Below are 15,116 nucleotides of genomic sequence, written 5' to 3'. Positions count from 1 at the left end.
CCTCGGGTGCGAGAAGTCCTTTAGCGATGCGCTTGTCCAGTATGGCCGACTACGCTGTTGTTATCATGTCCGCCGCGGCGCGGCATTGCGGCGGCGTGCGCATCAGCGCGGGGCAACTGGCCGAGGAAACCGGCCTGCCCGGACCCACGGTGCAGAAACTGGTAAGCAAGCTCAGTGCGGCGGGGCTCATGCGCTCCTCGCGCGGGGCCGGTGGCGGTCTCAAGCTGGCGCGCCCGCCCGCCGCAATAACAATAGCCGACATTGTCGAAGCGGTGGAGGGGCCGATCGCGCTCACCGCCTGCATCGAAGAGGGCAAGCATGACTGCACGCTGGAGGGGCAATGCACGGTTCGCCCCCACTGGCCGCAGGTCAATGCGGCCCTGCGCGGGGCATTGGCACAGGTGCCCCTCACCCAGTTCGTCGAGGAAGCATAAATGACACAAGGTTCCGCCCCTCTCACGCCGGAGGCTCCCGAGCGCGATCAGGCCGCCCGCGAGGCCGCCGCGCGCGTTGCCGACTACGAGCACGGCTGGTCCTCGGACATCGAACAGGAATACGGTCCCAAGGGTCTGTCCGAAGAGACCGTGCGGTACATCTCGGCCAAGAAGGATGAGCCCGAGTGGATGCTCGAGTGGCGCCTCAAGGCCTACCGTCGCTGGCTTGAAATGACACCGCCCGACTGGGCGAAGCTCGACGTGCCGCCGATAGACTACCAGGAAGCCTATTATTGGGCCGCGCCCAAGGCCAAGGACGGCCCCAAGTCGCTCGACGAGGTCGATCCGGAAATTCTGCGCGTCTACGAGAAGCTGGGCATTCCGCTGGAAGAGCAGAAGGTGCTCGCCGGTGTCGAGGGCGCGCGCAAGGTCGCGGTCGATGCGGTCTTCGATTCGGTTTCGGTCGCCACCACCTTCCGCAAGGAGCTGGAAGCGGCGGGCGTGATCTTCCGCTCGATCTCCGAGGCGATCCGCGAGTATCCCGAGCTGGTCAGGAAGTGGCTAGGCAAGGTCGTGCCCCAGCATGACAACTACTTTGCCGCGCTCAATTGCGCGGTCTTCTCGGACGGCACCTTCGTCTACGTTCCGGAAGGCGTGCGGTGCCCCATGGAGCTGTCCACCTATTTCCGCATCAATGCGGAAAATACCGGCCAGTTCGAGCGCACGCTGATCGTTGCCGACAAGGGCGCCTACGTCTCGTACCTCGAAGGCTGCACCGCGCCCCAGCGCGACGAGAACCAGCTGCACGCGGCCGTCGTGGAACTGGTCGCGCTGGAAGATGCAGAGATCAAGTATTCGACGGTGCAGAACTGGTACCCCGGCAACGCCGAGGGCAAGGGCGGCATCTACAACTTCGTGACCAAGCGCGCGCTGTGTCAGGGCGACCGTTCGAAGGTCTCCTGGACCCAGGTCGAGACAGGTTCGGCCGTGACTTGGAAGTACCCCTCGTGCGTGCTCAACGGCAAGGACTCGGTGGGTGAGTTCTACTCGGTAGCGGTCACCAACAACTACCAGCAGGCCGACACGGGCACCAAGATGATCCACAACGGCGCAGGTTCGCGCTCGACGATTATCTCCAAGGGCATCTCGGCGGGCCGCTCGAACAATACCTATCGTGGGCTCGTGCGCGTGGGCGCTTCGGCGGAGAACGTGCGCAACTTCACCCAGTGCGATTCGCTGCTGCTGGGCAAGGACTGCGGCGCGCACACCGTCCCCTATATCGAGGTGAAGAATCCCACCGCGCAGATCGAGCACGAGGCGACCACCTCCAAGATCAGCGACGACCAGCTGTTCTACGCGCAGCAGCGCGGGCTCGATACCGAAGAGGCGGTCGGCCTCATCGTCAATGGCTTTGCCAAGGAGGTTCTCCAGCAATTGCCGATGGAATTTGCGGTCGAGGCGCAGAAGCTGCTCGGCATTTCGCTCGAAGGGAGTGTCGGATAATGACCGTGGAACGCAAGACGCTGGGCGTCAGCCAGGGCGGCGCCAGCGGCGCCGGCGATGTACGTGCGACGTTCGCGCTGACCGGCGCGCGCTACGAAAAGCTCAAGGAACGTGCGCGCGAGCAGCGCCACCACCCCAGCGAGGCGCAGGCCGCGCTGTGGGCCGAGCTGTCGTGCTCGAAGCTGGGCGGGGTGAAGTTCATCCGCCAGGCCATCGTCGGCTCGGCGATTGTCGATTTCGCCTGCCCCTCGCGCTGGATCGCGGTGCTGCTGAGCCCTGAAGGCGCCAACGTCGAGGTCGCTACGCTTCAGGACGCCAAGTTGCGCCAGGTCGGCGTGCGCGTGCTGCGCTTTGCCGAGAGCGAAGTGCTCTCGGACATCGACAGCGTGATCAAGGCAATCAGCGTCGAGGTCAACCGCCCCTTCGACAAGCGCGCCGCGCGCCGCGGCGGAGCCGGCGTGCGGATGGAGGACACCGAGGCATGAGGCTGCGCGCAAGCGCCTTTCTCCTGCCGCTGCTGGGCGCGCTCGGCGCCGTGGTGGCTCCGGGCCTCGCCGAGGCTGGCGCGCCGACCATTCCCGAGGCTTTCCAGGGTCATTGGGAGGAGGAGCGCCGCTTCTGCGCCTCGCCCACTGATGCGACCCTGACCCTGAGCGCCAGCGCGCTCAAGGGCTGGGAAGCGACGGGCGCCGTAACCGAGGTGGAAGATGTCGGGCCACGCGCCATCGTCATCACCGCGACGTTCGACGGCGAGGGCCAGACCTGGACTTCGAGCGACCGCTACGAGCTTTCGAGCGACGGCAGCACGCTGACGACGACCAACGAGAAATTCACATTCCAGCGCTTCCGGTGCCCGAAGGGCTGAGCCCTCCTGCACCCCCAAGCGCCACACGAATCCAAGCGGAACTGAACAACGCCATGCTCAAGATTGAAAACCTCCAGGCCAAGGTGGCCGACAAGCCGATCCTCAAGGGGCTCAGCCTCGAGATCAACCCGGGCGAAATCCACGCCATCATGGGCCCCAACGGCGCGGGCAAGTCGACGCTGGGCTACACGCTGGGTGGCCGTCCCGGGTACAAGGTGACCGGCGGCTCGGCGACCTTCAACGGCGCGGACCTGCTCGAGCTGGAACCGCACGAGCGTGCGGCCGCAGGCCTTTTCCTCGGTTTCCAGTACCCGGTCGAGATTCCCGGCGTCTCCTTCGTCCAGTTCCTGCGCGAGGCGGCCAACGCCCAGCGCAAGGGCCGTGGCGAGGAACCTTATTCGGGCGGGGAGTTCCTCAAGCTCGCCAAGGAGAAGGCCGGCCTTCTCAAGATGGACATGGACATGCTCAAGCGCCCCGTGAACGTGGGCTTCTCGGGCGGTGAGAAGAAGCGCGCCGAGATGGTGCAGATGGGCGTCCTCGATCCCAAGCTGGCGATCCTCGACGAGACCGATTCCGGTCTCGACATCGACGCGCTGCGCATCTGCGGCGAGGGCATCAACTCTATCATGCGCCACAAGGACAAGGCCGTCCTTCTCATTACCCACTACCAGCGCCTGCTCGACTACGTGAAGCCGGACTATGTCCACATTCTCTCGGCGGGCCGCATCGTCAAGTCGGGCGGTCCCGAGCTGGCCCTGCGCCTCGAGGACGAGGGGTACGAAGCCGTGGTGCACGAGACGGCAGCATGAGCGATACCCTGACTCTTCCGACGCGCCGGGACGAGGACTACCGGTATTCCGATCTCGCGGCGCTGGAAACGCTCTGGCCGATCGCACCCGAGGAGATCCATGTCGCGGCAGGCAGCGAGGCATCGCTCCAGGTCGTTCTGGACGGCGAGGCTCCGGTTGCGCGCCATCTTGTCATCACGCTGGAAAAGGGCGCGAAGTACGACCTGCGCGTCCTCTCGGCGGGCCCGGTCTATGGCCGCTTCGCGCTCGACGTGCGTCTGGGCGAAGGCGCGGACTTCACCTTTGGCGCCGCGCAGCTGGCGACGGGCTCGGAGAATCTCGAGATCGTGACCAAAGTGGTCCATGCCGAAGAGAACGCGACTTCGGCGCAGATCGTGCGCACCGTTCTCTCCGAAAAGGCCGTGGGCACCTACCTGGGCTGCATCGGCGTGGAGCGCGGCGCGGACGGCACCGACGCCGAGCAGTCGGTGCGCGCGATGCTGCTGGATCGCACGGCGACGGCCAACGCGAAGCCGGAACTCGAAATCTTCGCCGACGACGTGAAGGCCGCGCACGGCTGCGCGGTAGGTGAACTCGATGCCGAAGGGCTGTTCTACCTCATGTCACGCGGGCTTCCTCCGGCCGACGCCAAGCGCCTGATGCTCCAGGCCTTCATCGCCGAGGCATTCTCGGGCGCGCCCGAGAGCGACGAGCTGAACGCGGCCGCGCAGGCTCGGCTGGAGGCCATCCTGGGATGAGCACTGCGACGCTGACCTTGAAGGACCAGTTTCCCGGGCTTGCCGGGAACTGGCACTACCTCGACACCGCCGCGACCGCGCAGAAGCCGCAGGCGGTGATCGATGCCACCGTGAATGCGCTGGGCCGCGACTACGCGACCGTGCACCGCGGGGTCTATGCGCGCTCGGCCGAGATGACACTGGCTTTCGAGGCGGCGCGGCGCACGACCGCGCAGTTCATTGGCGGTAAAGAGGACGAGATCGTCTTCACCCGCGGCGCGACCGAGGCGATAAACCTCGTTGCGCAGAGCTGGGGCCTGACGAACCTGAAGGCGGGCGACCGCATTCTGCTCTCCGTGCTTGAGCACCACGCGAACATCGTGCCCTGGCAGCTCCTCGCCGAACGTACCGGCGTTGCCATCGACGTCTGCCCGCTGACGGCGGATGGCCGGATCGATCTCGATGCAGCGCAAGCCATGCTGACCCCGGCGCACAAGCTGGTGGCGCTGGCGCATGTCTCGAACGTGCTGGGCTCGGTGCTCGATGTGGCGCGCGCCGCCCGGCTCGCGCACGATGTCGGCGCGAAGCTTCTGGTCGATGGTTGTCAGGCCACCCCGCGCCTTGCGCTCGACATGAAGGCGCTGGACTGCGATTTCTACGCCTTCTCGGCGCACAAGCTCTACGGGCCGACCGGGGTGGGCGTGCTCTGGGCGAAGAAGGACATTCTCGATGCCATGCCGCCCTGGCACGGCGGCGGGGCGATGATCGACCGCGTGACCTTTGAAAAGACTACCTACGCCCCTGCGCCGCAGCGCTTCGAGGCGGGGACGCCGATGATCGTCGAGGCGCTTGGCATGGCTGCGGCCATTGACTGGCTCGACGAGGTCGGCCTCGACCGGGCCGAGGCGCACGAGCGGGAGCTTACCGCCACGCTGCGCCGCGAACTGTCCGCGCGCAACGACGTCACCCTGTTCGGGCCCGAGGATGGCCTTGGCATCGTCAGTTTTGCGCTCGATGGGGTTCACCCGCACGATCTGGGCACCATATTGGACGAGGAAGGTACAGATGGCAGCCGCGTCGCGATCCGCGCCGGGCACCACTGCGCGCAGCCGCTGATGGACCACCTTGGGGTGTCCGCCACGGCCCGGGCCAGCTTCGGCCTCTACAGCGACGAAAGCGATATCGAGGCGCTCCTGAAAGGGATCGAGCGCACCAGGAGAATTTTTGGATGAGCAACGACGAGAAGCCCAACTTCACCGTCGAAAGTGTCGATGAAGCCCCCGCCCCCCGCCGCGCGCGGGTTGACGAGGCCGAGGCTCCCCAGGCCACGGCCGAAACCGACGGCGAGCGCAAGCGTGACTACCTCGAAGGGTTCCTGGCCGAGAAGCCGCAGAGCGAAAATCCGGGTGAACCAGGCGGCGCGATCTACGACGGCGTGGTCGATGCGCTGAAGGAAATCTTCGACCCCGAGATTCCGGTCAACATCTACGATCTGGGGCTCATCTACGCGGTCGATGTCTCGCCCGAGGCCTCGGTGGCGGTCACCATGACCCTGACAACCCCGCACTGCCCGGTCGCCGAATCGATGCCGGGCGAAGTGGAACTGCGCGTCGCCGCCGTTCCGGGCGTGCGCGATGCCGAAGTGAACCTGGTCTGGGATCCGCCGTGGGACATGGCCAAGATGTCCGACGAGGCGAAGCTCGAACTGGGCATGCTGTGAGCGAAGCGGCGGACCTTGCCGAGCACGGCCATGTCGATGGCCTCAACGTGCGCCTTGCCAACTATGGCTACGAGGCGGACGGCAAGGCCATCGTCGCGCTGCTCGATGCCTATGCGCGCGACCCGATGGGCGGCGGCGAGGGCCTTGCCCCGGCGGTGCAACAACGGCTCGCCATCGCCCTCGATGCCTTTCCGGGGGCTTTTTCGGTCCTCGCCTTCGCCGGCGCCGAGCCGGTCGGGCTCGCCAACTGCTTTACCGGCTTTTCGACCTTCGCCGCGCGCCCGCTGGTCAATATCCATGACCTCGTGGTACTCTCAGCGCATCGCGGGAAGGGTATCGGCCGCGCGCTGATGAATGCGGTCGAGGTTGAGGCCCGCACGCGCGGGGCCTGCAAGGTCACGCTCGAGGTGCTCTCGGGCAACGCGCCCGCCAAGGCGCTCTACGCCGCGCAGGGGTTTGCCACCTATGCGCTCGATCCCGATGCGGGAACCGCTCAATTCTGGGAAAAGAAGCTATGACCACCACGACAACCTCCCGTCCGCGTCCGGCCGCCGTCGTGCTGACCCCCAGCGCCGAGGAGCGGGTCGCCAAGCTCATGGCCCAGGCTCCCGAGGACGCGATCGGCGTCAAGCTCTCGACCCCGCGCCGGGGCTGTTCGGGGCTGGCTTACTCGGTCGACTACGTGACCGAGGAAAGCCCCATGGACGAGAAGATCGAGACCCCCGGCGGCGTGTTCTACATCGACGCCGCCTCGGTGCTCTACCTGATCGGTTCGACCATGGACTGGCAGGAAGATGACTTTACCGCCGGCTTCGTGTTCAACAATCCCAACGCCAAGGGGGCCTGCGGCTGCGGTGAGAGCTTTACAGTCTGAGCCGTCCAGTCACAGGCAGGCAGTAGAAAACAGGACATTTTCTCAAGGGGCGATCGCCCCTTGACCCCGGAACCGGCTACCTCGCTTTTCTCCGCCAACGTGGCGTGCGCAAGGTGAGCTCAACCGTTCGGTGAGCTCGGGGGCGATGGTCCTCGGAATTGTCCTTCTTCTAGATTTGGAGAGGCCTGCGGCCCTTATCCACCTTCTGCGAGGAAACGCAGCAGGGCCTGGTCGTAATCGTCGACCATGCCGTTGGCTTCGATCCGTTCGTCGAGCCAGATCTGCTCGTCGCGGGTGATGTCGGTGGCGGCTTCCACCAGCGCGTTGAACTCGCGGCGCGGGGGCTTCTTGCCGAAGACCTTGCCAAGATGGTTGGGATTGAGCGCCGCACGCCCGGTTCGGCCCAGGAACCGGCCGACCGACGAGCTCGTGTCGTTCATGAACCGCTCGAGCTCGGCCGCGCGTGCGGTGTCGAGCGGGGTGTGGCTGGTAAAGCCCTGCAGGTAGTTGCCGACCCCTTGCACGAACAGCGCCTTCCATTCCGGCGCATTGTCGGCGTCGAGTGTTTCATCCTTCAGGCGAAACAGCAGTTCAGCTTCGCGCCGGCCGATCCCGGCAGGACGGTCCGATCCGCTGGAGAAGAGCACACGGCGCAGCAGCGCGGCCTCGGCTTGCGTGACCCGGCCTTTTTCCAGTTCGCCGCCGCAGCGCGTGGGGCCTTCGCCCGTGAGCACTTCGCGCTCGAGGCACTCGATCGCCCAGACCCGCAGGGTCTCGGGCGTGGACAACGCAGTCTCGAACACGCGGATGAGGGTTTCCAGTTCGGTCAGCGAGCAGACCGCGCCGTCGGCCTCGATCTGGTCGATCAGCCAGCGGGCATTGGCCTCGCTCACGTAACCGCGCGGTTCCTCGATCTCGACGATGAAGTGGGTGATGGCCTCGCGGAAGAACTCCGCCCATTCGGGCGCGGGCGAGGCAAGGCGGCGATTGACCGCGAAGATCGTCGCGGCTTCTTCGGCGGTGATGGTGCCGTCTGCCCAGCCGGTGCGGCGCAGCGCGAGAACGTCCTTGGCGCAGATCGTCCCGTCGGCAAGGGCCTTCTCGGCAATGGCGCTGAAATGCATGGTCATCGGTCGTGCTGGTCCCCGCCCTGGTTGCAGGCGCGAGACTAGGCCGAATAGCCCTAATTACGCGTTAATGCAGGAGCCGCCGAGGCCCCTGTGCGCACGACCTAGCGCTGGCGCAGCGCCGCGACGCAGGCCGCGCGGTCCACGTCCTGCCCATCCGACTGGCGCCGCGCATCGACGTAGGTCGCGACCGGCGCCTTCGAGTTCGAGGTCGGATAGAGGTAGACGTCGAGCAGGCAGGCGCGCCCGGTGAACTGGAGCTTGCGCGCATCGCCTTCCCAGACTTCGAGCCGGGGCTGGCCGAACTGGCGCACCAGTTCACGCTCGGTCACGCCGATCACGCCTTCAAGGCCCGGAATGTTCAGCAAACGCGGGTCACGGGCGCCGGACGGTGTTGCGGGACGGATGTTGGTGGCACGCGGCGGTGGGCTGGTGCGCGATCCCCCGCCGGTGCCGGTGCTCGAGACACACCCCGCCAGCGCCAGGGCCCCGGCCAGCAGGAGCACGGCTCCCCTCCCCGGGAGCGGCGTGCGGGCGGGCGTGGAAAGGCGGCGGCGAAGGCGCGAATGTGCGGGGCGGATCGTCGTCATTATGGCTCCAGCGCATCGCCCGCCGCCGCGCCCGTGTCAACGGGCCGCGGGGGCGGGGAAGGTTGCACCGCGACAGACGGCAGGCTACTCGCGCCATGATGCGGTGCAAAAACCTGTGTGCTGCGTGTAGTTCACTGCCGAACAACCCCTTAGGCTGAGGAAACAAGCTGCATGAGCGAGACTACCCTGGACGTCGTTGCCATCGGTAACGCCATTGTCGATGTCATGGCCCCCTGCGAGGATTCGCTGATCGAAGAGCTGGGCATGGTACGTGGCGGCATGACCCTGATCGACACCGAGGGGGCGACCTCGCTCTATGCGCGCATGGGTCAGGCAACCGAGATCTCGGGCGGTTCGGCGGCGAACACGCTGGCTGGCCTTGCCGCGCTGGGTGCCGGCTGCGGCTTCATCGGCCAGGTTGCCGACGACCAGCTGGGCGAGATCTTCGCGCACGACATCCGTTCGGGCGGCATCGCCTACACCACCGCGCCGCGGGCGGGCGACCCGCCGACGGCGCGCTGCCTGATCTTTGTCTCGCCTGACGGCCAGCGCACGATGAACACCTTCCTCGGCGCTTCCCAGTACCTGCCCGCCGAGGCGCTCGATCTCGACATGATCGCACGCGCCAAGGTGCTCTACCTCGAAGGCTACCTGTGGGACCCCGAAGAGCCGCGCGCCGCCATGCGCAAGGCGATCGATGCTGCGCGCGGCGCGGGCGCGAAGGTCGCCTTCACGCTGTCCGATGCCTTTGTCATCAGCCGTCATGGCGATGACTTCCGCGCGCTTATCGCAGACGGTCTGATCGACATCCTCTTTGCCAACGAGGTCGAACTGGCCGCCCTGACCGGCGAGGACGATTTCGACGCCGGGATCGCTGCGCTCGCGCCCAAGATCGGAACGCTGGTCGTGACCCGCAGCGAAAAGGGCGCGGTGGCCGCAACCGGCGGCGAGGTGACCCAGGTTCCGGCCGAGCCCATCGCCAAGGTCGTCGACACGACGGGCGCGGGTGACTTGTTCGCGGCCGGTTTCCTCTACGGCCACGTGCGCGGTATGGAGGTTGCCAAGTGCCTCAAGCTTGGGGCAGTCTGTGCAGCCGAGATCATTTCGCACATGGGGGCCCGTCCGGAAGCCGATCTCAAGGCGCTTGCGGGCGTCTGACCCGACAGGGGGCAGGTTTCCGGTTCCGGTCCGTCGGGCAGCGCCATGCTGTGCCGACCGACGGACCGCCCGGAACTGGGGAGTTGGCCGATTGACCTGTCCGGCGCTGATCGACTTCGAGGCAAGCTGCCTGCCCGAATACGGGCAATCCTTTCCCATTGAGGTTGCCATCGCGCGGGTGGACGGGCGCAGCCGGGCCTGGCTCATCAAGCCCTCGCCCCTCTGGACCTACTGGGACTGGTCCGATGAGGCCGAGAGCCTCCATGGCATCAGCCGCGAATTGCTGGAAACCCAAGGCCTGCCGCCTGAACAGGTCTACGCCGAGATGGTCGCCTTCACCGAGGATTGCGACCTCTATGCCGATGCCGACCTCGACGAATACTGGTTCGAGGTCCTGTGCCACGCCATCGGCAAACCCCTTCCCTTCCCGATCCGGTACCTGGGTGAATTCATCGGCCGGCGCGGCTACACGCGCGAACAGGTCGTGCGCGCGCTGGACGCCGCGCGGGCCAAGCTTCCCAAGGAGCACCTCGCTCGCGAGGACGCCAAGCGCCTGGCGATGATGGTGAAGCTCCTGCTCGACGAGCCGCCCGGAGGGCTCAGCCGCGCAGCGGTGTGATTAGTCAAGAGAAGAGACATCCGAGGGCCATCGCACTCGGGCTCCCCGAACTGTCTGGCTCACCTTTCGCGCGCCCACTTGGCTGAAGGAGGCGAGGTCGCCCGTCCCGGGGTCAAGGGGCTATGGCCCCTTGGAAAAAACTCGCAAAACTCAGACTTCGGCAGATGCCCTGCGCCGAGCCTCTTCCAGATCCACTTGGCATTCGCGGCGCGCCTCGCGGCGTTCCTCGACGAGCCGGTCGGCAAGCTGGGTGGTGAGCGCGCAGCCGCGTTCGGGCCGGATCGGATGCTTGCGGCGGCATCCGCTTTCGGTGGCGAAGAAGTTGTCCGCGCAGTCCTCGAACTCGGCAACGTCGGCGGCGTGCTGGGCCCGGCAGGCCGCGCTCCAGTGGTTCTTGTAGGAAAGCTGTGCGCGGCTCACGCAGTCCTCGAAGGCGGTCTGGGCGGCCTTTTCGCGCCGGGCCTGCTGGGCCAGTGCGTCGGTCTGCTGGACCGCGTTCTCCTGGCGCCGGGCCATCGCCTGGCTCTGCTCGCGGATGTCCTGCGAGGGCAGGTAGATGCCATAGTAGAAGCCGACGCCCGCCCCGCCCATGAGGGCACCGGCCGCAAGGCACAGCTTGAGGATGGCGTCGGCGTGCTTGATCATGGGCTTAGTGGGCGCTCTTCTCGCGCGCCACCTCGCGCCAGCCGATGTCGCGGCGGGCAAAGCCGGTCGGGAAGTCGATCGCGTCGAGCGCAGCGTAGGCACGCCCCTGCGCTTCGCTGACCGAAGAACCCATGCCGGTCACGTTGAGCACGCGGCCCCCGCTCGCCACCAGCGTATCGTCCTTGATCGCCGTGCCCGCGTGGAAGACCTTCACGTGGTCGTTCTCGTTGCCTTCGATTCCCTTGATCGCGCCGCCCTTCTCGGGCGTTCCGGGATAGCCGTGCGCGGCCATCACCACGGTGAGCGCGGGCTCGTCGGAGAAGCGCGGCGGCGCGACCGAGCCGAGACGATTCTCCGCGCAGGCATGGAGCAGTTCGACGAGATCGCTCTGCAGGCGCATCATCATTACCTGGCATTCCGGATCGCCGAAGCGGCAGTTGTACTCGATCAGCTTGGGGCCGTCCTTGGTGAGCATGAGGCCCAGGAACAGGACGCCGTTATAGGGCATGCCCTCGTCGGCCAGCGTGCGTACGGTGGGCGCGATGATGCGGGTCATCGTCTCGGCGGTGAGCTCGGGGGTGAGCACCTTGGCCGGGCTGTAGGCACCCATGCCGCCGGTGTTGGGGCCGATATCGCCGTCACCCACGCGCTTGTGGTCCTGCGCGCTGGCGAAGGGCACGATGGTCGAGCCGTCGGTCAGCGCGAAGAAGCTGGCTTCCTCGCCATCGAGGTATTCCTCGATCACCGCTTCGGCGCCTGCCTCGCCAAAACGGCCCGAGAAGATTTCCATGACCGCCATTTCGGCTTCGGCCTCGGTCATCGCGACCGTCACGCCCTTGCCCGCGGCAAGGCCGTCGGCCTTCACCACCACCGGCGCGCCAAATTCGGCCAGAGCGGCAAGCCCTGCGGATTCACTGGTGACGCGTACATAGCGGCCGGTGGGAATGTCGGCCTTGGCGCACAGGTCCTTGGTAAAGCCCTTGGAGCCCTCAAGCTGGGCGGCGGCCTTGTTGGGACCGAACACCGGAACGCCCACCTCGCGTAGCGAATCGGCAAGCCCATCGACGAGCGGGGCCTCGGGGCCGATCACGACGAGCCCGATGCGCTTGTCCTCGCAGAAGGCGAGCACGGCGCCGTGGTCGGTCGCATCCAGCTCCACGCAGGTCGCATCCTGCGCGATACCGGGATTTCCGGGGGCAGCGTAGAGCGTGTCGCACAGCGGGGATTGCGCCATCTTCCATGCCAGCGCATGTTCGCGCCCGCCCGAGCCCAGAAGAAGGATGTTCATAACCCCGTGCCTTTCAATCGATCCACTGACGATGACAAAACCGAATACGGTCGCTTGGAGGGGCTGGTAGCGAAGGAGGGCGCAGGGGACAACGCCGCGCCGCTTTCGATCACCGAGATTTCGACCCGATTGAAGCGCACGGTCGAGGATCGGTTCGGCTATGTACGCCTTCGCGGGGAGCTTTCGGGCGTCAAGCGCGCAGCGTCCGGGCACCTCTATTGTGCCTTGAAGGACGACAAGGCGGTGATCGACGGGGTGATGTGGCGCGGCAACGCGCAGCGCCTCGCCTTTCGTCCCGAGGACGGGATCGAGGTCGTCGCGGCGGGCAAGCTGACGACATATCCCGGGCGCTCCAAGTACCAGATCGTGATCGAATCGATGGAGATCGCGGGCGAGGGCGCGCTGCTGGCGCTCCTGGAAAAGCTGCGCGCGCGGCTTGCTGCGGAAGGCCTTTTCGCGCCCGAGAGGAAGCGCGCGTTGCCCTTCCTGCCGCGTACCATCGGTGTCGTGACTTCGCCCACGGGTGCGGTCATTCGCGACATCCTTCACCGCCTGGCTGACCGTTTCCCGAGCGAGGTCCTGGTCTGGCCGGTGCTGGTCCAGGGCGAGGGCGCCGCCCAGCAGGTCGCGAACGCGGTGCGCGGCTTTTCCGCGATCGCGCCCGGCGGTCCGGTGCCGCGCCCCGATCTCGTTATCGTCGCGCGCGGCGGCGGCTCGATCGAGGACCTATGGAGCTTCAACGAGGAAGTGGTCGTGCGCGCGGTGGCCGAGTGTTCGATCCCGGTGATCTCGGCCGTTGGGCACGAGACCGACACTACCTTGTGTGACTACGCCGCCGACCGGCGCGCGCCCACGCCGACGGCTGCGGCCGAAATCGCGGTGCCGGTGCGCCGCGAACTGCTGGGACAGCTCGACGAGATGGGCTTTCGCATGCGCCGCTGCGCGCTGCGCCCGGTGACGCTGGGGCGCGAGCGGCTGGAGGCGCGCGTGCAGCGCCTGCCCAGGCCCGATGCGATCCTTGCCATGAAGGCGCAGGCGCTCGACGATCTTACCGACCGGCTGCGGCGGGGGCTCAAGGACCGGGCGGGACGCAAGCGTGAGCGCCTGGGGGTTGTCGCCGCGCGGCTTTCGCTGCCCCTGCTGCAGCGTCAGGTGGTGCAGGCAGGCAAGGACCTGGCCGGTACGGGCCTCGAACCGCGCCTCCTTACCCGCCGCGGGGCGCAGGACCGTGACCGGTTGGCCCCCTTTGCGCGCGTGTTGCCCCAGCTCAACCCGCGCCTGCCGCTCGAACGTGGCTATGCGCTGGTCAAGAGCGTGGACGGCAAGGCGCTGACCTCGCGCGAAAAGGCGGCCACTGAGACCGGCCTCGTCCTGGAGTTCCGCGATGGCGAACTTGCGGTCGCGGTGGGCGAGGGCGCGGTTCCTTCTGGTTCTTCAGGCCCGGCTCCGGCCCTGGCACCCAAGGCCAGCCTCAAGCCCGATCCCAAGCTCTCGTCCGCCCCGCGACCGAAGGCCGAGGAACCGCGACAGGGCGATTTGTTTTGAGGCGGGGCCTCTGCTAGATCCAAGGTCATGCTAATGTCTTCTGCCGACCGTCCCGCCAAGCTCGCCTACGGGCCCAGCAGCTACCGTATGCTAAGCCCGGGCAACTACGTGAATTGCGCCGTGACCGGCGAGCCCATCGCGCTCGAGGAGCTGCGGTACTGGAGCGCGGAGCGGCAGGAAGCCTACGCGAGCGCGGAGATCGCGACGCGCCGTATGCTCTCGGACACCTGACCCAGGGAACCATCCCATGATGAAGATTGCACGTACGTCCCTTCTTGGCCGGCTGGCCTTGGGGAGCGCTCTTGGCTGCGCGGTTCTCACTGCAGGCACCTTCTTGGCCGCCGAGCGCCCGGCCTACGCGGCCGATGATGCAGCGCGCGGGCAGGGCCTCTCCGTTACCGGCGAGGTCACGCAAGGGGGCTGGATTCGTGGCGTGGCGCCCAAGGGTACCGTTTCCATGACGCTCGATGGTGAGGATGTTGGCGTGGCGGAAGGGTCGGGCCAGTGGTTTGCCGCGTTCGACCGCGATGCCAAGGACAGCGCCCGGCTCGTTGCCAAGCTCGCCGATGGTTCGGTGTTGGAACGCACCATCTCGGTCTCGCCGCGCAAGTGGAACATCGAGCGGGTGAACATCGCGCGCCGCAAGGGCGGGCCGTCCGAAGCCTTCATGAAGATCCGTCGTCCTGAACTTGCCCAGATCGTGGCCGCGCGCGCCAAGCGCACTGGCGCTATGGGCTGGACGCAGGACTTCATCTGGCCGGTGAAGGGGCGCATCTCCGGGCGCTTTGGTTCGCAGCGCATTTATCGCGGCGAGCCGGGCAGCTACCATTCGGGCCTTGACATCGCGACCGGCACCAGCGGTACGCCCTTTGTCGCACCGGCTGATGGCACGGTGATCCTGGCGGCCGATTCCAAGCCCTTCTCGCTCGAAGGCCACCTTCTGATGATCGACCATGGCAATGGCCTCAATAGCGCCTTCCTGCACTGCTCGCAGATCGACGTGAAGGTGGGTGATACGGTGCGCCAGGGGCAGGTGATCGGCAAGATCGGCAGCTCGGGCCGCGCTACTGGGCCGCACCTGCACTGGTCGATCAAGTGGAAGGACGCGCGGGTAGATCCCATCCTGTTCACTGGGCCGATGAACTGATCCCGCCAGTCCGATAGATTTGTAAGACAGGTGTTTTTCAAGGAGCCATCGCCCTTTGACCCCAGAATCGGCGACC

General features: G+C 66.6%; 19 protein-coding genes. 15 read left to right on the top strand and 4 right to left on the bottom strand.

Features of this window, described 5'->3' with window-relative positions; genetic code table 11:
• Positions 1-26: 26 nt before the first annotated feature.
• Genes FMM79_RS07740 through FMM79_RS07695 form a run of 10 tightly spaced genes read left to right on the top strand, consistent with a single transcriptional unit; the run spans position 27 to position 6,921 of the window.
• Positions 27-434 (top strand): SUF system Fe-S cluster assembly regulator, encoded by a 408-nt coding sequence (locus tag FMM79_RS07740; protein ID WP_039389832.1) that lies wholly within the window; start codon positions 27-29, stop codon positions 432-434.
• Positions 435-1,937: a Fe-S cluster assembly protein SufB gene (gene sufB, locus FMM79_RS07735; protein ID WP_148626940.1), complete on the top strand. Its 1,503-nt coding sequence runs from the start codon at positions 435-437 to the stop codon at positions 1,935-1,937.
• Positions 1,937-2,422 (top strand): endonuclease domain-containing protein, encoded by a 486-nt coding sequence (locus tag FMM79_RS07730; RefSeq protein ID WP_148626939.1) that lies wholly within the window; start codon positions 1,937-1,939, stop codon positions 2,420-2,422. Before sufB ends, FMM79_RS07730 begins: the two co-directional genes overlap by 1 nt.
• Complete coding sequence (locus FMM79_RS07725; RefSeq protein ID WP_148626938.1) at positions 2,419-2,802, top strand: hypothetical protein; 384 nt, start codon at positions 2,419-2,421, stop codon at positions 2,800-2,802. The genes FMM79_RS07730 and FMM79_RS07725 overlap by 4 nt, the downstream gene beginning before the upstream one ends.
• Before the next feature lie 53 nt (positions 2,803-2,855).
• Positions 2,856-3,611 (top strand): Fe-S cluster assembly ATPase SufC, encoded by a 756-nt coding sequence (sufC, locus tag FMM79_RS07720; RefSeq protein WP_148626937.1) that lies wholly within the window; start codon positions 2,856-2,858, stop codon positions 3,609-3,611.
• Positions 3,608-4,348, top strand: a complete 741-nt coding sequence (locus tag FMM79_RS07715; protein WP_148626936.1) for a SufD family Fe-S cluster assembly protein — start codon at positions 3,608-3,610, stop codon at positions 4,346-4,348. The genes sufC and FMM79_RS07715 overlap by 4 nt, the downstream gene beginning before the upstream one ends.
• A complete protein-coding gene (locus tag FMM79_RS07710) occupies positions 4,345-5,559 on the top strand; it encodes an aminotransferase class V-fold PLP-dependent enzyme (RefSeq protein ID WP_148626935.1) in 1,215 nt (404 codons plus the stop codon). The genes FMM79_RS07715 and FMM79_RS07710 overlap by 4 nt, the downstream gene beginning before the upstream one ends.
• A complete protein-coding gene (locus FMM79_RS07705; protein ID WP_148626934.1) occupies positions 5,556-6,047 on the top strand; it encodes an SUF system Fe-S cluster assembly protein in 492 nt (163 codons plus the stop codon). Before FMM79_RS07710 ends, FMM79_RS07705 begins: the two co-directional genes overlap by 4 nt.
• Entirely contained in the window at positions 6,044-6,565 is a 522-nt protein-coding gene (locus FMM79_RS07700) for a GNAT family N-acetyltransferase (protein ID WP_240339049.1), read from the top strand. The genes FMM79_RS07705 and FMM79_RS07700 overlap by 4 nt, the downstream gene beginning before the upstream one ends.
• The gene (locus FMM79_RS07695; RefSeq protein ID WP_148626933.1) at positions 6,562-6,921 is read left to right on the top strand and encodes an iron-sulfur cluster assembly accessory protein; all 360 of its coding nucleotides are present in this window, start codon (positions 6,562-6,564) and stop codon (positions 6,919-6,921) included. Before FMM79_RS07700 ends, FMM79_RS07695 begins: the two co-directional genes overlap by 4 nt.
• Positions 6,922-7,115: 194 nt before the next feature.
• Here FMM79_RS07695 and FMM79_RS07690 read toward each other — a convergent pair whose 3' ends face one another.
• Entirely contained in the window at positions 7,116-8,051 is a 936-nt protein-coding gene (locus tag FMM79_RS07690; protein ID WP_148626932.1) for a hypothetical protein, read from the bottom strand.
• 101 nt (positions 8,052-8,152) lie between these two features.
• Positions 8,153-8,638, bottom strand: a complete 486-nt coding sequence (locus FMM79_RS07685; protein ID WP_240339048.1) for a hypothetical protein — start codon at positions 8,636-8,638, stop codon at positions 8,153-8,155.
• 171 nt (positions 8,639-8,809) lie between these two features.
• Here FMM79_RS07685 and FMM79_RS07680 point away from each other — a divergent pair, with 171 nt between their 5' ends.
• Together FMM79_RS07680 and FMM79_RS07675 are read left to right on the top strand one after the other, a co-directional pair.
• Positions 8,810-9,796: an adenosine kinase gene (locus tag FMM79_RS07680; RefSeq protein ID WP_148626931.1), complete on the top strand. Its 987-nt coding sequence runs from the start codon at positions 8,810-8,812 to the stop codon at positions 9,794-9,796.
• 91 nt (positions 9,797-9,887) lie between these two features.
• Complete coding sequence (locus tag FMM79_RS07675; RefSeq protein WP_148626930.1) at positions 9,888-10,415, top strand: hypothetical protein; 528 nt, start codon at positions 9,888-9,890, stop codon at positions 10,413-10,415.
• A gap of 150 nt (positions 10,416-10,565) precedes the next feature.
• Here FMM79_RS07675 and FMM79_RS07670 read toward each other — a convergent pair whose 3' ends face one another.
• Both FMM79_RS07670 and purD read right to left on the bottom strand, forming a co-directional pair.
• Complete coding sequence (locus tag FMM79_RS07670; protein ID WP_148626929.1) at positions 10,566-11,060, bottom strand: hypothetical protein; 495 nt, start codon at positions 11,058-11,060, stop codon at positions 10,566-10,568.
• A gap of 4 nt (positions 11,061-11,064) precedes the next feature.
• Positions 11,065-12,348 carry a phosphoribosylamine--glycine ligase gene (purD, locus tag FMM79_RS07665; RefSeq protein WP_148626928.1) on the bottom strand — a complete coding sequence of 428 codons (1,284 nt, stop codon included), beginning with the start codon at positions 12,346-12,348 and terminating at the stop codon, positions 11,065-11,067.
• Between purD and xseA the strand changes: the two genes are divergently transcribed.
• The 3 genes from xseA to FMM79_RS07650 are packed head-to-tail and all read left to right on the top strand — an operon-like array spanning position 12,310 to position 15,040.
• On the top strand, positions 12,310-13,893 hold the full coding sequence (gene xseA, locus FMM79_RS07660) for an exodeoxyribonuclease VII large subunit (RefSeq protein WP_148626927.1): 1,584 nt from the start codon (positions 12,310-12,312) through the stop codon (positions 13,891-13,893). The two genes, purD and xseA, sit on opposite strands and share 39 nt — an antisense overlap.
• Positions 13,894-13,920: 27 nt before the next feature.
• Positions 13,921-14,124 (top strand): DUF2093 domain-containing protein, encoded by a 204-nt coding sequence (locus FMM79_RS07655; protein WP_039389797.1) that lies wholly within the window; start codon positions 13,921-13,923, stop codon positions 14,122-14,124.
• A gap of 19 nt (positions 14,125-14,143) precedes the next feature.
• On the top strand, positions 14,144-15,040 hold the full coding sequence (locus FMM79_RS07650; protein WP_148627121.1) for a M23 family metallopeptidase: 897 nt from the start codon (positions 14,144-14,146) through the stop codon (positions 15,038-15,040).
• Positions 15,041-15,116 lie beyond the last annotated feature (76 nt).

The organism is Novosphingobium sp. BW1 (assembly GCF_008107685.1).
In the GTDB taxonomy this organism is placed as follows: Bacteria; Pseudomonadota; Alphaproteobacteria; order Sphingomonadales; family Sphingomonadaceae; genus Novosphingobium.
This window is presented reverse-complemented; position numbering and strand designations above follow the sequence as displayed.

What these genes read in the sequence shown, in the direction of transcription:
- FMM79_RS07740 (WP_039389832.1), top strand. Translation starts at nt 27, where the DNA reads ATGCGCTTGTCCAGTATGGCCGACTACGCTGTTGTTATCATGTCCGCC.
- sufB (WP_148626940.1), top strand. Translation starts at nt 435, where the DNA reads ATGACACAAGGTTCCGCCCCTCTCACGCCGGAGGCTCCCGAGCGCGAT.
- FMM79_RS07730 (WP_148626939.1), top strand. Translation starts at nt 1,937, where the DNA reads ATGACCGTGGAACGCAAGACGCTGGGCGTCAGCCAGGGCGGCGCCAGC.
- FMM79_RS07725 (WP_148626938.1), top strand. Translation starts at nt 2,419, where the DNA reads ATGAGGCTGCGCGCAAGCGCCTTTCTCCTGCCGCTGCTGGGCGCGCTC.
- sufC (WP_148626937.1), top strand. Translation starts at nt 2,856, where the DNA reads ATGCTCAAGATTGAAAACCTCCAGGCCAAGGTGGCCGACAAGCCGATC.
- FMM79_RS07715 (WP_148626936.1), top strand. Translation starts at nt 3,608, where the DNA reads ATGAGCGATACCCTGACTCTTCCGACGCGCCGGGACGAGGACTACCGG.
- FMM79_RS07710 (WP_148626935.1), top strand. Translation starts at nt 4,345, where the DNA reads ATGAGCACTGCGACGCTGACCTTGAAGGACCAGTTTCCCGGGCTTGCC.
- FMM79_RS07705 (WP_148626934.1), top strand. Translation starts at nt 5,556, where the DNA reads ATGAGCAACGACGAGAAGCCCAACTTCACCGTCGAAAGTGTCGATGAA.
- FMM79_RS07695 (WP_148626933.1), top strand. Translation starts at nt 6,562, where the DNA reads ATGACCACCACGACAACCTCCCGTCCGCGTCCGGCCGCCGTCGTGCTG.
- FMM79_RS07690 (WP_148626932.1), bottom strand. Translation starts at nt 8,051, where the DNA reads ATGACCATGCATTTCAGCGCCATTGCCGAGAAGGCCCTTGCCGACGGG.
- FMM79_RS07685 (WP_240339048.1), bottom strand. Translation starts at nt 8,638, where the DNA reads ATGACGACGATCCGCCCCGCACATTCGCGCCTTCGCCGCCGCCTTTCC.
- FMM79_RS07680 (WP_148626931.1), top strand. Translation starts at nt 8,810, where the DNA reads ATGAGCGAGACTACCCTGGACGTCGTTGCCATCGGTAACGCCATTGTC.
- FMM79_RS07670 (WP_148626929.1), bottom strand. Translation starts at nt 11,060, where the DNA reads ATGATCAAGCACGCCGACGCCATCCTCAAGCTGTGCCTTGCGGCCGGT.
- xseA (WP_148626927.1), top strand. Translation starts at nt 12,310, where the DNA reads ATGTTCGCGCCCGCCCGAGCCCAGAAGAAGGATGTTCATAACCCCGTG.
- purD (WP_148626928.1), bottom strand. Translation starts at nt 12,348, where the DNA reads ATGAACATCCTTCTTCTGGGCTCGGGCGGGCGCGAACATGCGCTGGCA.
- FMM79_RS07655 (WP_039389797.1), top strand. Translation starts at nt 13,921, where the DNA reads ATGCTAATGTCTTCTGCCGACCGTCCCGCCAAGCTCGCCTACGGGCCC.
- FMM79_RS07650 (WP_148627121.1), top strand. Translation starts at nt 14,144, where the DNA reads ATGAAGATTGCACGTACGTCCCTTCTTGGCCGGCTGGCCTTGGGGAGC.